Origin of the sequence: Nitrospirillum amazonense (assembly GCF_029594735.1) — a bacterium.
Taxonomy (GTDB): domain Bacteria; phylum Pseudomonadota; class Alphaproteobacteria; order Azospirillales; family Azospirillaceae; genus Nitrospirillum; species Nitrospirillum amazonense.
In genome coordinates this window covers 916,903-935,479 of sequence record NZ_JARPAF010000004.1, presented here as the reverse complement: position 1 = coordinate 935,479, position 18,577 = coordinate 916,903, and the positions used below count along the sequence as shown (strand labels likewise).

14 protein-coding genes are annotated in these 18,577 nt (G+C 60.1%); 1 reads left to right on the top strand and 13 read right to left on the bottom strand.

Annotated elements, in window-relative coordinates; all coding sequences use genetic code 11:
* Nucleotide 1: 1 nt before the first annotated feature.
* The 4 genes from P5F91_RS24905 to P5F91_RS24890 all read right to left on the bottom strand — a co-directional run bounded on the left by P5F91_RS24905 (nt 2) and on the right by P5F91_RS24890 (nt 3,382).
* On the bottom strand, nt 2-238 hold the full coding sequence (locus tag P5F91_RS24905; RefSeq protein ID WP_004272228.1) for an acyl carrier protein: 237 nt from the start codon (nt 236-238) through the stop codon (nt 2-4).
* Between the two features lie 242 nt (nt 239-480).
* On the bottom strand, nt 481-1,218 hold the full coding sequence (gene fabG, locus P5F91_RS24900) for a 3-oxoacyl-[acyl-carrier-protein] reductase (protein WP_145609925.1): 738 nt from the start codon (nt 1,216-1,218) through the stop codon (nt 481-483).
* 38 nt (nt 1,219-1,256) lie between these two features.
* Nucleotides 1,257-2,195, bottom strand: coding sequence for an ACP S-malonyltransferase (gene fabD, locus P5F91_RS24895; RefSeq protein ID WP_145609924.1), 939 nt, complete (start codon nt 2,193-2,195; stop codon nt 1,257-1,259).
* A gap of 206 nt (nt 2,196-2,401) precedes the next feature.
* The gene (locus P5F91_RS24890; RefSeq protein ID WP_145610424.1) at nt 2,402-3,382 is read right to left on the bottom strand and encodes a LysR family transcriptional regulator; all 981 of its coding nucleotides are present in this window, start codon (nt 3,380-3,382) and stop codon (nt 2,402-2,404) included.
* Between the two features lie 93 nt (nt 3,383-3,475).
* Between P5F91_RS24890 and P5F91_RS24885 the strand changes: the two genes are divergently transcribed.
* Entirely contained in the window at nt 3,476-4,417 is a 942-nt protein-coding gene (locus tag P5F91_RS24885; RefSeq protein ID WP_145609923.1) for a DMT family transporter, read from the top strand.
* 155 nt (nt 4,418-4,572) lie between these two features.
* On the opposite strand, the gene P5F91_RS24880 is transcribed toward P5F91_RS24885, so the two are convergent.
* The 9 genes from P5F91_RS24880 to ssb form a co-directional block, all read right to left on the bottom strand.
* Entirely contained in the window at nt 4,573-4,782 is a 210-nt protein-coding gene (locus P5F91_RS24880; protein ID WP_277908579.1) for a hypothetical protein, read from the bottom strand.
* Between the two features lie 126 nt (nt 4,783-4,908).
* Entirely contained in the window at nt 4,909-5,178 is a 270-nt protein-coding gene (locus P5F91_RS24875; protein ID WP_277908578.1) for a helix-turn-helix domain-containing protein, read from the bottom strand.
* Between the two features lie 87 nt (nt 5,179-5,265).
* Entirely contained in the window at nt 5,266-11,145 is a 5,880-nt protein-coding gene (gene mobF, locus P5F91_RS24870; RefSeq protein ID WP_277908577.1) for a MobF family relaxase, read from the bottom strand.
* A 40-nt stretch (nt 11,146-11,185) separates the two neighbouring features.
* Complete coding sequence (locus tag P5F91_RS24865; protein ID WP_277908576.1) at nt 11,186-13,174, bottom strand: type IV secretion system DNA-binding domain-containing protein; 1,989 nt, start codon at nt 13,172-13,174, stop codon at nt 11,186-11,188.
* Between the two features lie 32 nt (nt 13,175-13,206).
* Nucleotides 13,207-13,545: a hypothetical protein gene (locus P5F91_RS24860; protein ID WP_277908575.1), complete on the bottom strand. Its 339-nt coding sequence runs from the start codon at nt 13,543-13,545 to the stop codon at nt 13,207-13,209.
* A gap of 393 nt (nt 13,546-13,938) precedes the next feature.
* Nucleotides 13,939-14,325, bottom strand: coding sequence for a hypothetical protein (locus P5F91_RS24855; protein ID WP_277908574.1), 387 nt, complete (start codon nt 14,323-14,325; stop codon nt 13,939-13,941).
* A gap of 1,622 nt (nt 14,326-15,947) precedes the next feature.
* The gene (locus tag P5F91_RS24850) at nt 15,948-16,283 is read right to left on the bottom strand and encodes a hypothetical protein (protein WP_277908573.1); all 336 of its coding nucleotides are present in this window, start codon (nt 16,281-16,283) and stop codon (nt 15,948-15,950) included.
* Nucleotides 16,284-16,350: 67 nt separating this feature from the next.
* The gene (locus tag P5F91_RS24845; RefSeq protein WP_277908572.1) at nt 16,351-16,599 is read right to left on the bottom strand and encodes a hypothetical protein; all 249 of its coding nucleotides are present in this window, start codon (nt 16,597-16,599) and stop codon (nt 16,351-16,353) included.
* A gap of 62 nt (nt 16,600-16,661) precedes the next feature.
* Entirely contained in the window at nt 16,662-17,234 is a 573-nt protein-coding gene (gene ssb, locus P5F91_RS24840; RefSeq protein WP_277908571.1) for a single-stranded DNA-binding protein, read from the bottom strand.
* Between the last annotated feature and the right edge of the window lie 1,343 nt (nt 17,235-18,577).

The window sequence follows — 18,577 nt, the reverse complement described above, 5'->3', positions numbered from 1 at the left end:
GTCAGCCCTGCTTGCTGGAAATGAAGTCGATGGCGTCCTTCACGGTCAGGATCTTCTCCGCCGCATCGTCCGGGATCTCGATCCCGAACTCTTCCTCGAAGGCCATGACGAGTTCAACGGTGTCGAGGCTGTCGGCACCCAGATCGTCGATGAAGCTGGCGGTGTCGGTGACCTTGCCCTCTTCCACACCCAGGTGCTCGACGACGATCTTCTTCACCCGTTCGGCGATGTCGCTCATTTCCTATACCTTCCCGAATTTCAAAGTTGGGGTTGTTTGACTGACTTGTTCTGATCGGCGTGGGCACGTCCGGCAGGACGAATTCGAGCGCCCATCCTTTGGAAAAGTGCCGTCAGATACCACAGCTAGGCGCATCTTGCCTAGCGCCCGCAGGCACTGGGACACCTTGTTAAGGCTGGGCCCCGCCGATACTTAGGGGCATCCCGCGAAAGGACAAGCCCCCAAGCCCCACGGGAACCCGATCAGATCATGGCCATGCCGCCGTTGACGTGCAGCGTCTGGCCGGTGACGTAGCCGGCCTCGGTGGAGGCCAGGTAGAGCACGGCGGACGCGATCTCGTCCGGCGTGCCCAGGCGACCGGCCGGCACGCCGGCGGTCAGCTTTTCCTTCTGCGCGTCGGGCAGCACATCGGTCATCGCGGTGGCGATGAAGCCGGGCGCCACGCAGTTGGCGGTGATGTTGCGCGAGGCGACCTCGGCGGCCAGGGCCTTGGTCATGCCGATCATGCCGGCCTTGCTGGCCGCATAGTTGACCTGGCCGGGGTTGCCGGTGACACCGACGATGGAGGTGATGCCGATGATGCGGCCCCAGCGGCGCTTCATCATGCCCTTCACCAGCGCGCGCGACAGGCGGAAGGCTGCGGTCAGGTTCACGTCGATGACCGACGCCCAGTCCTCATCCTTCATGCGCAGGATCAGGCCGTCGCGGGTCAGGCCGGCGTTGTTCACCAGGATGTCCACATGGCCCAGCTTGGCCTCCGCGTCCTTGGCCAGGGCCTCAACGGCCTCCGGATCGGACAGATTGGCGGGCACGACCACAGCGCGATCGCCCAGCTCGGCGGCCAGGGCCTCCAGGGCCTCGACCTTGGTGCCGGACAGGGCGACGGTGGCGCCGGCCTGGTGCAGGGTGCGGGCGATGGCGGCGCCGATGCCGCCCGAGGCGCCGGTGACGAGCGCGGTCTTGCCGGTCAAATCGAACATGGGATGGTCCCTATCGTTCTCTCAGGAGGGGTTCAGGCTCAGGCCTTGAGGAAGGATTCGATGTCGGCGGGCAGGCCCAGCGACACGGCCGTCATGTCCTTGTCAATGCGCTTGGCCATGCCGGCCAGCACCTTGCCGGCGCCCAGCTCCACCAGTTGCTCCACGCCCTGTTCCTTCATGAACAGCACGCTCTCGCGCCAGCGGACGGAACCGGTGACCTGTTCCACCAGCAGGCGGCGGATCTCGGCGGGGTCGGTGACGGTGCTGGCGATGACGTTGGCCACCAGCGGCACGCGCGGCGCCTGGATGGCGGTGCCGGCCAGGGCCTCGGCCATGGCGTCGGCCGCCGGCTGCATCAGCGGGCAATGGAAGGGGGCGGACACCGGCAGCAGCACGGCGCGCTTGAACCCGCGCTCGGCCGCGATGGCGATGGCGCGCTCCACGGCCGTCTTGTGGCCGCTGATGACCACCTGGCCGGGGGCGTTGTCGTTGGCGGCGGTGCAGACCTCACCCTGCGCGGCATCCTGGGCGATCGCGCGGGCGGCCTCGAAATCGGCGCCGATGATGGCGGCCATGGCGCCCACGCCCACCGGCACGGCGCGCTGCATGCTCTGCCCGCGCAGCTTCAGCAGGCGGGCGGTGTCGGCCAGGGTCAGGGCCCCGGCGGCGCATAGGGCGGAGTATTCACCCAGCGAGTGGCCGGCGACGAAGCGGGCGGCCTTGGCCAGGTCCAGCCCGCCGTCCTTTTCCAGCACCCGGGCCACGGCCACGGACACAGCCATCAAGGCCGGCTGGGCGTTTTCGGTCAGGGTCAGCTCGTCCAGCGGGCCCTCGAACATCAGGGCGGACAGCTTCTGCTTCAGCGCCTCGTCCACCTCGCCGAACACGTCGCGGGCGGTGGCGAAGGCGTCGGCCAAGTCCCGGCCCATACCCACGGCCTGGCTGCCCTGGCCGGGAAACACGAAAGCGCGAATCATGTGCGAATACCCTGGAAGCTCAATTCCGGTGCGATGCCCTGTGCCCCATACACGGGCCACGGTGGGAAACCCCGCCGCAGCCTGATGCCGGCACCGCAAGTCGCGCCATGCATACCGCCTGCAATCAATCTGTCAATCATCATTGCAGGAGGTTGCCCCGGGTTTACGTGGGCTGCGCCTGGGGTTTTGGCCTATCCGGACAGCATTCAGGCCGCCGTCCAGGGTATGAAAGGCCTGCCATGCCCCTCCGGTGTCCCGGGATTGAGGAACGTCTCCAACGCCTCCGCCGACACCTCGGCCTCCGCCGCGATACGGCGCGCCAATTCCGCGGCGGCGTTGCGCATGCGTCCCGGCGGGCGGTCCAGCCAATAGCTGGTGGGGTTCAGTGCCGTGCGCGGGTCCACCGGCACCACCCGGCCGCTGCGCAGCTTGGACCGCACCAGCGGCGGCCGGGCCAAAGCGATGCCCAACCCGCAGACGCAGGCGTCCAGCACCAGGTTGTAGTCCTCGAACCGCCGGTCCTGCGGGCGCGGCTTGTAATCCAGCCCATGGGCGGCGAACCACGTGCGCCAGCCCGACGCGTCGGAGTCGTGGATCAAGGGGAATGCCAGCAGGCGTTCGGGATCCCCTTCGCCGATCTGGGCCGCCAAGCCCGGGGCCGCCAGGGGATAGCACCATTCCTCGAACAGCTTCAGCGAAACACGGGCCGGCATGGCGCCCCAGCCACAGCGGATGGCCAGGTCCATGCCCTCATCCGCCAAATCCAGCGCGCGGTGGTCCACCGACAGCAAGATTCGGAGTGCGCCGCCGGGGTCCGCCTCCCTACCCTCCAGGTCTGCGAGCCGGGGCATGAGCCACAGCCCGCAGATCGAGGGCAGCGAGGTCAGCCGCACCACCGCCGTGCCGCGCGGTTCAGTCCAACGGTTGGAGGTATCGGCGATGAGGGCGAAGGCCTCACTGGTGCGTTGGAACAGACGCTGGCCGTCCGGCGTCACCACCACGCCGCGCGCCTGGCGGTGGAACAGGCGCAGGCCCAGCCACTGCTCCAGCTTCGCAATCTGCCGGCTGACGGCGCCATGGGTAACGTTCAGGGACTCCGCCGCGGCGGAGAAACTGCCCGTGCGGGCCGCGGCCTCGAACGCGCGCAGCGCGTCCAAGGGCGGCAAGGGGTGGGAGCTGTGATCCATGCTCACAGTTGGCTGCCGATTCCATCGATTGTCAATCAGCTGCGCCCGGGGCGTACTGATGTCGTACCACCTTCCTCTCCCGGATTCGCGCCCATGTCCACCACCCCGCTCGCCCCAACCTGTGACTCCGCCGCAACCGTCGGCCTTGCGCCCTCCAAGGGAAACCGGCTGGACGGGGGCACCTTGGCCATCGTTGTGGTCACCATCGTCATCTGGGCCTCGGCCTTCGCCGCCATCCGCGCCGGCCTCAAGGCCTTCGGTCCGCTGGAACTGGGGGCGGCGCGGTTCTCCATCGCGGCGGTGCCGGCGGCCCTGTACCTGCTCATCAGCCGGCCTTCCCTGCCGCGCCTGGGCGAGGTGTGGCGCTTCGCCACCGGCGGCCTGCTGTTCGTGGCGCTGTACACGGCGCTGCTGAACATGGGGGAGCGCACGGTGTCCTCCGGTGCGGCCGCCTTCATCATCAACATCAACCCCATCATCACCGCCGTCTTCGCCTCCTTCCTGCTGGGGGAGCGATTCGGCCGCTGGGGGTGGATCGGCACCGCCGTGTCCTTCAGCGGCATCGGCCTGATTGCCCTCAATGAGGCGGTGGGCAGCGGCACCGGACTGCAGCTGGGCTGGGGCGCCCTGCTGGTGCTGGGGGCCGCCCTGTGCAACTCCATCACCACCGTGGTGCAGAAGCCGCTGTTCGCCCGGCACAAGCCGCTGACCGTGTCGGCCAGCAACATGGTGATCGGCGCCCTGGCCCTGTCGCCCTGGCTGCCCGGCGCCTACGCCCAGGCCCAGACCGCTCCCCTGCCCGGCCTGATGGCAGCCCTGTACCTGGGCGTCATGCCCAGCCTGATCGCCTACGCCACCTGGACCATTGTGCTGTCGCGCATGCCCGCCGCCCGGGCCAGCAACTTCCTCTACTGCGCGCCGCCCCTGGCCATGCTGCTGGGCTATGTCTGGCTGGGCGAGGTGCCGACCGTGATGGGCATCATCGGCGGCCTGATGGCCCTGGGCGGCGTCGCCATCGTGAACCTGAAACGCTGAGGCAGCGCGCCAGGCCGCCGGCCCTGAGGTTGGCCATGGCTATGGCCTGTTGGGATATGCCCCTTTCCCGTGCAAGGGATCGTCTTACTTCACCCCCTGGGCCGTGCGGTGGCGCGGCTTGAACGCAGGGGAAGGGGCGGTGCCTGACAGTTTCATCAGCGGCGGCGGCGCGGCCGGCCTGTCCATGGCCGACTGGATGGACGCCGAGACAGGTGGTCGGGGAAGGTGGCGCGTTCGGCATGCTTGCGGGTGAAGCCCGCCACGGTCGTGGTCTTGGCGACGGCGGTTTCCGCCACCGGCTCTTCCTCGGTGGCTCTAGCCTGCAGTTCCTCGAACCGCAGGGCCAGTTGATAGAACAGCCGCACAGCCGCGCCGACCGCTCCGTGCGCTGGCAATAGACCTAGAGCACCAGGTGGGCGGTCCGCATCTTCTGGTGCGCGACCAGGGAAAGGCCCCAGGTCGCCTTTGCCCGCGCCGTTCAAAGGTCAGCGCTATGCGGACTTGGCCTCTGGCTCAACAGGAATGGAATGTAGGTGGCTTCCGCCACACTGATCAGGAATTAATGGCCCGTACTTGTCATAATAATGCATAAGCAAGGCGACAGAAGAAGGCATCGATCGCCGACCAGATATCCAGTTTCGAAACGTGCCAACAGTTGTCATCAACCGCATCGCTGCGCCTTCTGCACTGAGCAAATGTCGATTTTGCCAATTTTTGATTTGTTCTGGTGATAGAGTCAAATAGGCGGGAATGTCAGGCATTTCAATCTTCCGTGTAGACGCGTCTACCCTATCCCAATGGGATGGAAATCAAAACAAAAAACATCCCAATGGGATGGATTGCTGAGCCTACAAGCCAACATCCAGGTCATGGTTAAGGCCTGGAGACACCCCAGGAGAACCAGGGTTTGCACCAACTTTTGGCCCCTTAACGCTCGGCCCGAGGAACGGCTTTGACGCGCTGAACGTCCTCGATGTGCCCTTCCCTGGGGAAGGATGTGTTGATCGATTGGCCAACTCGTCAAGGAAATTGTCGTGGATAGGCGAGGGGCGTGACAAGTTGTATTCAATACCCTCCAAGGCCGTAGATGAGGCTCCACTTTGCGAACGAAGCAACCCCAGTATTTTTGAAATATCATCAGAAACGATCCGAAATGCATGCGATGCGCGAGATGCTGCCACATAAAAGGATTGCTGATTAATGAGTTTATGGTCTCGCGAAGACAGAGCAGCGATTACACCCCTTTTGGTCATAGCCTGCGAAGACATGATTGTTCTTGCGTAATCATAGTCCATATGCCTTGCAATCTCATCCGACCGAGGAATTGTAATTATTCGACCAGCACCTGCATCAACATGAATATTGTCTTTATCAACATCTGATATAACAGCGGTCCTACCGTTAAGAATACCACGATCCTTGTCCGTTGAACTCCAGCGAATCCTAGTGCCGCGAGAAAGCTGGATATTGCGTCTGTCATATACAATAACGGATTTTGCCTCCAATTCAGAAAGTGAACGTGGTGCCCATTCCACAGTGCGTCCTTCGTGTTGAAGGTGGATTATGCCGGTGCGCTGATCGACAGAGGATACTTGTAGATATTCGCCGGCCTTAACACCATGCCGTGCAATTCCTTCGATTAGTTGTACAACATCGCCGGGGGCGTAATGGCGCACAGTTCTCACTTGCGCAGTCGTAAATGATTTATCACGGAGCGTGGCATTTATCGTAGTATTTCTATCAATCTCACCCTTAACGATTAGCCGTTCATGTATTAACTTATTGATCTTATCTCGCAGTGCCTTGGAAGGAGCGATAATCATAACACCGTCCAATCCGCGTTTATCGGTTGGAATGTTGACCCACTTCTCCGCCACTGTTTCGGCAATCAAGGCTCTTACATCATTTTGCCCCTTCCCGGGGGAGACGACTTCAAGAATGTGTTTACTCGGAATATTTTTGAATGCGTTGTCGATATCGCCGATGGCCGCGCTCTTCACTGCAGCCAACAGCTGAGGATTATCTTTCTGTCGGCGGATATCGGTCATTTTGTAGGTCTTCACACCTGCCTTCTGCAATAGATAAAAGGCCCGCCCAGCTTCAACACTGTCTAACTGGCCGATATCTCCCTGAAACATAGCCCGTATCCCAAGGCTATTAATAACGGTCAGGAGACTTTTCATTTGATTGTTAGATAGCAAACCAGACTCATCAATTAAAAGAGTGGTGCCTTTCATCTCGTCTCTCAAGACGGATAAGAGTTCAGATGACGCAGACCCATTGGTGATGGATCGATAGTCTCGCAAGAATCGGTCAACTGTCATACCTTCGATGCCGGCACCTTCAGCTAATTCTTTGATGGCGGTATGCTGGGGCGCCAGAGCGAGAAGGCGGCCGCCAGATAGTTCGACACCTGCACGAAGTGCGCTCGCCGTGCGCGTCTTACCCACGCCAGCCAAGCCATTGATAGCTGTGATCCTATCATTCGACGACAAAAAAAAGTGGGCGGCTCCAACTTGAGAACCCTCGGCCCATCCCTTGGACAGGTCGGCACTCGTACCTGTCAAAAGGCCATGTTCCCGCGCCAAATCATCAATCTGAACTCCGGCCAAATAGGCTTCATGTGCGTCTCGGCCTTGCCGGGCGAGGTCGACAATCTTCTTTTCCGACACGAGGGCTTGAGCGGTAGTGTAGTAGGCCGCCGTCTGCCGGGATCGAGCTTTCTTGGTCATTGGCCGGGCCCCCGAAGGAGGGGCCGCAGCAGGGACAAGATGCCTCTCACGAACTGCGGCTTGTATGCCCTTCTCTATGCTGGTCATATCGATATGGCCAAAACCTCCAGATATCGAGGCCCGTATAAGGTCATGCTCATTGAAAACGGCGTCCCGTTCAGACAGATGCGAAATGGCATAGAGTAAAGCATCCGGCACGTTGGTATCTGGTTCATGTTTGGCAATATCGGCCACTTGTGTCTCAAGGGCTGTGGTACGTTGACCAGTGTTAAGCAATATCGCTTTGATGAGCGCATTCTTGTCGTCGGTAACAAGCGAGATATCTTTGCGATGACGGCTGATGTTTTCATAGAAATTGCGGGCATTCGACAGTAAACGCTCTTTACTATTCATAGCGATGACAGAAAACTTAGAAGTCATGCCGTGAGCACGGAATGTTGTTAGTACATGGTTATGGTCAATATGCCGAAACTGATTATCGCCATGGGGAACATTCACGGCATCCCCATTACCCGTCCGCACGAGGAAGTGCGTAGATGTAACTGCCTCCACGACGCCCAGAGTTCCGTTCTTTATGTTGTTCTCGCGATCCCCGGAAGTCCATCGCACTTTGTCTCCAGCAACCAGTTCCTTGTCGGCGACCTGGAATACCCGCGCGATGAGGCCAGACCGATTTTCGCGGTCGCTCAATTTCCATGTTATGTTTTCGCTCCCCTTTCTTAAGACAACGGTATTCCGGGTTTGGTCAGTGGATACAACATGCAGTTGGTCGCCAGCTTTGATTCCCAGTCCGTCCAAGTCCTTCTGAAATTCCACGACATGGCCTGGTTCGTAAAACCGAGCCACGCGTGTTTCCGCCTTCGTCAAGTTGAGGTTTGTTAGCCCGCGGATCGTGGCCGATGGACCCTGAAGTTGGCCTTCGGCCTTTAAGCCATCGCGTACGATTGCGGTGATGGCTGCCCTGGTTTTTAGGGACGGAGCAATGATGGCCGCCTCTTTCCTCTCCTCTGGTGAGAGAGCAAACCACTGCTCGGCGGCCGCCTTGGCGATCGACTGGGTTATAGCTTCTCTGGCTTCCATGGGAGCAAGGCCGGACAGGTCGGTTTTTGCTTCCCGCACAACGTTATCTCCTAGGAGCGCGAAGGCGGTGTGGGCCCGCCCATCAATGGCCGCGTACACCGCCTCCCGCTGGTTCTCCTGCTCTTGGCGTCTGATCGTGCTCATATAGGCCGTGGTCATGCCAGCTTCCTGCTGCTGCATGAACGGTGATCCGGCCTCGACCCCATCTGGCTGCTTCCAGTCACCGATAAAAGCAGTCCGGGGAATCTCGAGTACCTCACAGATCTTCATGAGATCGCGCATCTGCTGGAGCCCTATACGGCCCGCTTCATCGACAAAGAGGACCATATTGGTGACTTCGGCGCGCATGGCCTTGAGGCCTTTTTCGGTGTATCGGCCAGCAGCGACGCCGGCGTATTTATGAACGAAGGCCGCGACGGTTTTGGCCGATTTGAAGCCATCGTCATGTAGGCGACCGACCATATCATGCTGGGGAGCCAGGGCCTGGACCTTGATCCCCTCCTTATTCAGGACGGATTCCGCCGATCGCATGAGGGTGGTTTTGCCGGTCCCTGCAAATCCCTGGAGACCGACAAAGCGATCGTGAGCACCGATGATGATATGCGCTGCCTCATGCGCTTCACCCTCAACTCCAAGCCGCTTCAGCTCATTGTCGATGCGAGACTTGGGGGCGAGCCTGACGGATGCCTGTCGCCCGGCCTGCATCAGGCCGAGGACTTCCTTTTCTGTGCTTAAGGCCCTGGCGGTTGTGACGATGCCTTTCTCAGCCATGGCCTTATTGGCTGCCATGACCAGAACCCCGCTGTTGAGGGTTTCAGCGATGGCCTCTTCCAAAGCTTTGACGGTGAAACTACCCAGACCCGAGTTCAGGACAGCCTGACGGAGTGTATTGAGGCTGAAGGCGCTGTTGCGCTCGCTCAAGCTCGCGATGCCGTAGAGCACCGCATCCATGACGTTGCCGTAGCGAAGATCGCTGTCCGGAGCCTTTTGGCTGTCAAGAGCCCGTTGGGAAGCAACACCCCCTGACTGTCCAGGCGGCTCATGAGCATGACCCAGGAGAGACCGGAACTGTGCGACCAGAGATCTGATGCTCGCGCTGATCTGGGTGAAAAGAGATTCAGTCCTCTGCGGTCGTTGGCCAACAATCGGCGTCAGCGGCGTCTTGTCCGGCAACGTCGATGGGGAGGACATGGCATTAGGGCCGTTTTCCGGGACGCCTGTGGGGGTCTGGCTCGCATCTGGAGCTATGAGCTTGGAAATGTCGTGGCCGGCATCCTGGACGACCTGGCGCCATGCTTTCATTAGCTGGTCCGGGTTGACGTAGTCCTTTTTCTGCCTGGTAGCTATGGCTGCGTTGGCGGCGGCGATGGCATCGGTTCGGCCCCATTCCTTCATGGCAGCGCGGATTTGCTTCGACCTGGTGCTGAAGGTATCCATCAGCTCCTGGGGGACGCCGGCGATGTGGAAGAAGTTGTCAGGGCCTTGCTCCCGCTCGATCTGGTAGCCTATCTCCGTCAGAAGCTTCGCCAGCTCCGCTCGGTAGATCATTCCGACAAGCATTTTGTTGTCGTACTGGAGGGCGCCCTCAATGCTGCGCCATTTGCCATCGGCGCCGCGGGCGGCGTTAATCAAGTTCGCATGAGTATGTAGGTGGGGTTCTAATTCGCGGTTGGATTCCTCGCGAAACAATGCGGTCACCATGTCCTGACCCTTGGTCAGGACGCTATATTCTCCGTTCCAGACGCGTGTCGACAGGACCTGATCTTGAATATATGAAAGTGCGTTTTTAACTGCTTGGTCATGGGCGGCGATGACCCTTTTGTCACCCCCGATAAGTCCAATTATGGAAACTGACTTGGGAGCGTTGAACACCATGTCGACACCAGGTCGATGGAGCCGCTTGGTGTTTCCGTCATCATCTTTCACGTAACGCCCTAGCGGCTTATCCAGGCCTGGGACATAGCCTTTCAAGAGGCTAAGGTAGTCAGCGTGACCTACTTTACCGCGAAGGTTAATGGCCTCGGCGCCGCGGCCGAACCACTCACTGTTTCGTAATTCATAGCCGGATCGCACCAGGTGCGAGGGCGAAGGCTTTTTTCCGGGTGAATTTGAAGTTGGACCCTGGACGGCTTGAAGATCAGCAGCAACACCAGATGGTGATCCGGGCCTATGTTCTTCCGTTCTGTCATGACCAGGTTCAGGCGTGACCGCGCCGGGATCTAGGACAACCAACTTGTCACGGTACCAACCCAGGTTATCCTCAGCCGGATCGGAGAAACGATATCCTCGGCTTGCGAGGGCCGCCGTCATGAGAGTTACGTGATCGGCCGATACGCCACTCGTTTTCGCTTTAGGCACGACTTCCCATCGATGGGAACGAGCATCCCCACCTGACACAGCCTGTATGACCTCGGGTATCATAGGCCGAGCGGTGTACGTGCCCTGCCCAAGACGAACAACGTGATCACCGGCGTCCAGCACGACTGAACTGGCTCCGCCTGCGAGCGGTGAAAATTTATCGAAACCCTGTTCCGCAAGTGCTTCGGCAATTTCCTTGAGCGCATCCGGTGACGCGAGCAAGGCCTGCGCGTGCGGGTCATCAACAAGTCCCTCCAATCCTGGGATATTGGAAAGACGCTTTGAAGAGGACAAAGCGGCAATAAGGGCATTGAGTGTGGTTTGCAAGTCAGCGGGCTTTGTTACCCTCTGGCCATTCGATCCGCCGCCAGAAGTACCGTTCCCATCCCCCTCGCCTCCGCCCTCGCCCTCCCCATCCGGATCAAGCACCTCACCTGTTTCTGGGTCTATCCCTTGTCCATCGGGGTTCTGGCCAGCGAGATAATAATCACCGGCTTGGGGTCCGCATCCATAATCAGCGTGGGACTCGGCATTAGCGATATCTTTTACGGAGAGCATAGAGGGGGCCCCGAAGGTCAATGGGTAGATGCGGCTTCTGTTAAATCGCTAGACCATCATCCCGAGACCTATCAGGTCCTTCATCTTCGATCACCACCCCATCCTCGTCATGACGAACATCACCCCTGGGCCGTGCACCACCTCCAGCATTCTCTTGGCTCTTCTCCGGCTTGCCCTCCTGCCCTTCAGTCTCAGATTTAGCAAGCTCAATGCCGGCCGGGGTCCCCATGAGATATTGCATCAATCGTTCAGGAAGTGGCGGAAATTGAAACACGTCCTCACGCATCTCAAGTGCCGCAGCTATCGTCGGCCATTCTTGATGTCGGATATCAATCCGACCTACTGCGATGTCGTTGGGAAATCGCACGTAACAGCGCAAGTTTGGCATGTCCATAATGTCGGAAGGAAGCGCAAGAGGGAGACGCTCGCGGCGCTCATTCAAGGACTGAGAGTCACGGGCCTGATTGGCACTAAATTGGTAGGTCTGGGAGAAATCGCTCGCCAGTTGATCACCCACTTGAAGCGAGGACCAATTGGCCAAAGACTCTTCTGCTGTGGAGAAAATGACACGTGTGCGTAGGTTACCGAGACACCCCTCCCAGGTTTCTTTTCCATAATTTTCGACCCCCTGGGCAAAGTTTTGGAATGCGATAATCGGGCACCCACCCTTCTGTCGAGTCTCCGACGTTAGAGCTGGAAGGCTCGGAATGCGGTTCAGGCTGGTTAGCTCATCGATCCCGAAGTACCGGCGTCGTTGTTTGCTCCCCTCCAAGGTCAGTAGGGTGTTCGTGGCAATCTCTATCCACGCTGTGATAAGCGGCTTCAGCACGGCGTGAATATCGGCTCTCGATGGGATGAAGAGAAAGCCGCCACGAAGAGGATCTTCGATCCAGCTTCTGACGGAGAAGCGAGGACCATCGGTTGGAAGCTGCTCCAGGGGATCAAAGAAGGCAGCAAGCATGGCCCGGAACCCGAGCGCCTGTTTGGGTGCTTTAGGATCGATCAACATCGACGCGGACGTGTCTTGAAGGAGGGCCGCCATATCGATGGTGCTCATGCCAAGGATGTTTTTGATAAGGCGTTTAAGGGATGGATTTCCCGTCTGCATTTCACGCAGACCCATCTTCGTAAAGATGATACGAGCGCCCTTGGCCCAAAGGGGATTATCACCTTCCTTATTGGGAATAAATGCCTCTGCCACCATCATCAGATCAGAGGGCATTCGAATGTCGGCAAAGAGGTCCCATGTGTGCGACCTCTTATCAAACGGATTGAGAATCACATCAAGGAATGGATCGTAATGAGCCATGGTGAAAGTGCCCATCCGATCATAGATGATGGCCGATTCACCACGCCTTCGAATCTCGCTGATGATCTTATGGAAAGCGTTTGTTTTACCCGCACCTACTGCACCAGTAAGGCACACACCGTAAGTCTCCGCGCCGGAGGGCATCGGGATGCCATCGATGAAAAATGGGGGCATTCGTATTGCACGCGGTAGAGACCGATTGTGTTTGTTAACCTCTCCAATAAGTGCCCCACGCTCAACGAGACGGCTGCCCTGAATGTGAAGCCGGCGGGTCATCATTTTGTCCCGAATTCGGAAGATGAAGAAAAGTAGAACAAACACAGCTACGAACGTTACGGCGCCCAACCGAACGCCGGCCATGATGTTCGATATGACCCCGTTTTTAATGTCCAGTATGACAGGTTCAGTGAGAACCCTTGAGATCCGAATTGGCTCACGCGATCCGTCAGGATATGGGAACGTAGTGACGCCCATAGGATTATCGTTGAAGCTAAATGTGAACCTTGCGACAGCCCAGGTTAGGAACACCTGAAATTGATAAAGGGTTGTGGTCTTGTACGCGTAACCGAACGCTACGGCGATGAAACAGAAGAACCCACCCTTGTACATCCATTTCACCACCTGGAGGAACATGGCCAGGTTATGATGGGTGATTTGGCCGCCACGGACTACGCCGCCGATGAAGCTGCTCTTATTCCGGTTCAGGTTAGGTAAGGCCATGGAAACCCCATCCGATCTTGATTTGTTAGCGGCTAATCCGCGCTACTAGAATTCGGTTTATCAACCAACAGGCCTCGCCTTCTTAAGGTATCTGCGACCGTACTCCTGGCATTCATAAACACATCGTCATCGACCCCTAATTTCGCAATTTCAAGGATCAATAAGGTCGCCTGAAGCTGCATGGCATTCTGCAGTTTCTGCACCTCCTCAGAGTTTTGTTCAGGGGCTCGCGGAATACCATACTCGACGCCGTATTGAAGCAACGCTCGAACCCAATCGGACGTCGTGTCAAAGCCATCTCGAGCCGCCGCTGCACCTAGACGCTCCCGTAAACCGGGACGCAATCGAATATTGTATGCGGCGAATGGCATAAAATCCCCCAACAAACATCACCCCAAGAACATCTCAAATATTGGCGGCGATATCAAGCTGCTTTACATTTGCATTACGCTGTGTAGCAGAAAGCGTTACAGCTAACAGGCTGATTTATCAGCCACTAGCATGCAGCTTCAGCTGCGGCAGGTGTGTTGCTCCTGATCCGGTACGGCATCACGATATATGGTTCAGAGCCTTCGATTCATCATTTGCCTACCATCCGGGTCGGGGACACTTAGGGTGCCGGGGCGCTTGCCATGGCTTCTGGGTAGCGGGGGCCGAATAGGCCCCCGCTGTGCCCTTAGATTTATATGTGTGCACCACCAACGTTGGGTTAAGGCGGATGGCAAAAAAGAAAGAGCGCCCTCCTTTCGGAAGGCGCTTCCATATCAGGACATGGCGCGAAGGAATGATAGGCATTCCGCTAAATTGCTGTGGCGCCTAAAGTCACTGAATTCGTGCCAGCGCAGGTCGTTCATGTCGACTTCATCATTGCCGAATTCATCTTCGTAAGGTCTGTGTACGGGATCGCAGCGGACAGTGATCCAACTCCCACAAAGTTTAGAGGCGGCCACATATTCATCGTTTCCCGACGCCGTCGGCGCGATGATGTGGAATTTATAATCTAGGCTGGTTGCAGATATATAGAAGTCCTCCGGGACGGGTTCTGCGTTTAGAACAATCTGATCGCGTAGGTCACCTAGAGTGGAATTCAGGTACCAGGTTTTGCCGTTGATTTTGATTTCACGAGTGCTGTCGGTCTTCAGAGACATCATGTTCTCCTTGTGGATGATCCGTCCTCTCGACGGCGCCCCTGTTGGGTCTGGGGTGTAGCGAAGTGTCGAGGACGCCGGCTTAAGCCGGCGCCAGCCCCATGGGCTGGGCCACGGGGAAACGATTTTTTTGGTACAAAAAAATGGTGGGTCCCGTGGATCCTCGGACGCTTCGCGGAACCTCAGGCACAATGGGGGTGTCAGAGAGAGGACCCCCCGTTTCAGAATAGAGCACGCCTTTCAGTTTGGACGCCGTTTCTTGAACTTCACAACATCGGCGCGCGGGGGGCCGGGGCCCCCAGCCGGCGCCGTCACGTCATCCTGCTGGATGGGTGAACCTGTTTGCCACGCGGTGCGGTATTGGCGCCTGGCTGCGCCGGTCGAGGGAGAGCTCCGCCACCCTCCTGGCGCTATCGGACAGCCGGCGCCGTCGCGCCAACCTGTCGGATTGGTGATCCTGCCCGCCAGGCGGGGCGGTATCGGCGCCCGGCTGCGCCGGTCGAGAGAGCGACGCCACCCACCCTCCTGGCGCTATCGGACGCGGGCACCACGCACTGTTCCTGCCGCGCTTCCTCCACCGGCGCGCGGGGGGCCGGGGCCCCCAGCCGGAGCCGTCGCGCCAACCTGTCGGATTGGTGATCCTGCCCGCCAGGCGGGGCGGTATCGGCGCCCGGCTGCGCCGGTCGAGAAAGCGACGCCACCCACCCTCCTGGCGCTATCGGACGCGGGCACCACGCACTGTACCTGCCGCGCTTCCTCCACCGGCGCGCGGGGGGCCGGGGCCCCCAGCCGGCGCCGGCGCGCCAACCTGTCGGATTGGTGATCCTGCCTGCCAGGCGGGGCGGCATCGGCGCCCGGCTGCGCCGGTCGAGAGAGCGACGCCACCCACCCTCCTGGTGCTATCGGCCGGTGGCACTGCGCACTGTTCCTGCCACACTTCCTCCACCGGCGCGCGGGGGGGCCAGGGCCCCCAGCCGGCACCGTCGCGCCATCCTGTTAGATGGGTGATCCTGCCTGCCATGCGAGGCGGTATTGGCGCCCAGCTGCGCCGGTCGAGAGAGAGGCGCTACCCACCCTCCTGGCGCTATCGGACGCGGGCACCGCGCCCTGATCCTGAGGCGCTTCACCGGCACGAGGGGGGCCGGAGCCCCCAGGTGCGGCGCCATCGCGTCATCCTGCAAGTTCAGACGCATCCACACTTTCCACATGGCAAAAGGGGGTGTTCTGAGCCCCATAGCTCAGAACACCCCCGTAAGTCGGCCGCAGGGCGGCCGGCGTTGCCTTGTGGTAAGTGTGGATGCTTCCCCGGCTCCCGTCCAGGGAGCCAGGGGTTAGGGGCGGCGCAGCAGTGTCCTGGCTATCAATGGGAGGCGCTGTTACTCGGGTACGCCCGAGTTGATCCGGGCGAAATCTATGCATCGTCCGCCCACTTGGTGCAGCCCGCCAGCGGGTTGTCCACGGCGTCCCGTAGGTTACTCCTTCATCGGCGCGCGGGGGGCCGGGGCCCCCAGCCGGCGCCGGCGCCTAGCGCTGGTTAGCCCGCAGATTGGGGGACAGTCCACCGGGTAAGGGATGCGCAAAAACGCCCCTGGCTCTGGATCAAACCAAAGCCAGGGGCGCCGATTTCATTCGCTGCAGATAGCCGCCTCGATCGCAGCAGCGTCGGCCAAGGGTCTTTCAAGTTGCATCCGTTCGATAAGCTCGTCATGAATGCGCGCGTATGGCAGAATGTGCTGGATCAGTTCCTGTGTGGTTCTGATGTCAGTGGTCAGGTCACAAGCGGACCACGCCACCACATCGGGACAATGGACAGCGGAGTGAGGATCATGCTGGATCAGCGTCATGTCCTGTACGAAATACCAGAATGATCCTTGAAACCCGTCATAGCCGATATGGACGATATTCATGGGGTGGATAGGGGCGGCTTCATAGCGGGTGCGAGCGGGGATTTGAGCGGTCATGTCTGTTCTCATCCTGCTGGCCCGGGGCCAGCTTGGCGGGATTGTGGGGTTTGATATCGGAGCTGGATTAGATGACGGTGACGACACCGGCATAGCCGTGCACGACGAACGGCTGACCATCTGTGTGGTCGATGATGGTAAACGTATCGTCCAACTCCCATTTGCCCGTCCGGGGATCGACTGTTCCTCGGACAATGGGGCCTTCAATCCGCTCTTCTTCGGTTTCGCACATGACGCGAACCGGGGTGCTGGGGAAGCCACACGCCAACCCCAAAAGCTCGCGTTCCGGCTGGGTCATACGGATAGAATTGTGCATGGTCTTATCCCTTCCGAAAGGATGCCGGGGAGGGGTTGCCTCCCCGGTGTTGGTTGTTCTTTTCAGAAGGGCACTTCGTCATCCAACTCGTCGGACGGCTTACCGCCACCACCGCTGTAGCTGCCACGCGGGCCGCTGCCCAGCGTGCCGCTGTTGGTCAGGCTGCCATGGCTGGAACCACCGTAGTTACCGTAACTGTAGCTGTGACCCGAACCACCATTGCCCGAACCGTAACCACCTTCGTACCCTCCGCCATTGCCACCCTGGCCACCGTCACGGCTGCCCTGGGGATCGCCCAGCAAGGTGATCTCACCCCGGTAGGGACGCAGCACCACCTCGGTGGTGTACCGCTCGACACCCGACTGATCCGTCCACTTGCGGGTTTCGAGCTGGCCTTCGATGTAGACCTTGGACCCCTTTTTAAGGAAGCGCTCGGCCACGCCGATCAGCGCCTCATTGAAGATCACCACCTGGTGCCACTGGACCCGTTCCTGCCGCTCCCCGTTGCGGTCCTTCCAGGTTTCAGAGGTGGCGATGCGTAGGGTGCAGACCTTGCCGCCGTTCTGCATGCTGCGAACCTCGGGCTCCTTGCCCAGGTTGCCGATGAGGATGACTTTGTTGACGCTGCCGGCCATGTTAGAGGTCCTTTACTTTCGGGCAGTGGGCCATTCCCGCCGCCTCATAAAAATATATTGCCTCAATACTTGCGACATCGCAAGTCGCATACTTAAGCACCGCAAGCATAGACCGCTACATGTATTGCATGACTAGCCATCAATACTTGGCATCACCCTTGCGATTTTCTGCCTGAATGCAAAGCCACAGTGGAGTTGCCTTGGGGGTCGCCCGAGCCCCACGAAGGTGGGGTCGGGTGCCGGCACGACGGCCGGCGTCAGCCGGCCGGCGCGACCCCTGCGCTGGGCAGATGACGACCACGGTCAAGCTTGATGGGGATCGGTGGCGCGCAGCGACACGCCTGCTCGACCTGCCCACGCGGTCACCGATGACGGCTGCCCGTGCTTCCGGTGAAACTACCCCTTCCCCTGTTCCAGGCTCAGCATCACCAGGCGAGGCGCCTGGGCCCCCTGCCCTGCCGCCGAGGTCCACCAGGTCTTGATGGGCCAGCCCCGGGGCAAGGCGCTGCACCCGCCGGCGTGCGCGCCGGCGGCGGGAGAACCTGGGCTTGCTGCCGTCCACCGGCTGGGACTGCCCCCCGGCCGCCGCCAGGCGCCGGTGGCCACCGCATAGGTCAGGATGCAGCTGCAGGTTCTGCGCGCCATCGGGGGCCACCAGGTGCCGCCCAGGCCCTGCGCCTGGGCCTGGCCAGGCCGACGGCCTGGCTGACCAGCTGGGCGCCGCGGCGCCCTCCGCATAGTAGGCCCCGGGTGAGATTTACCGAAGGCCGAGACCCGCTGCTGGCGGGGCTCGGCGAAGCTTGGCCCTGGGCGCCGTAGGCGGCCAGGGACTAGGGCCCGTATGGGCCCGTAGCGCAGTTGCCGAACCTGCCCGCCAGAGGCGGGCACCAGGCCCATGTTGGAAGCCGCCTGCCAACCTGCTGCCAGGGGTTGCTAAGCCCCACCTGTAGAGCTTCTGGGCCAATCTGGTTCAGGGCGCCATGTAGCGGCGCCAAAGACGAAAAAGCAGCTACCATTGCCGACGCGCTGGGTGTTCGGTCCCAACCGGCAATGTCGCGTAGTCCCTCAAAGACTGCCGCATCCACACTTTCCACAGGGCATGAGGGGCTGTTCTGAGCCCCATAGCTCAGAACAGCCCCGTAAGACGGCCGCAAAGGCGGCCGGCGTTGCCCTGTGGTAAGTGGGGATGCTCCCCCGGCTCCCGTACAGGGAGCCAGGGGTTAGGGGCAGTGCAGCAGCGTCCTGGGGATCAAGGGGAGGCTCTGCTCTCGGAGGAGCCTGGGCTGAACCAGGCAAGAGGGAGGTGCTGCGTGGCCCCTGGTGCGGGCCGGTATCGGCCCGCT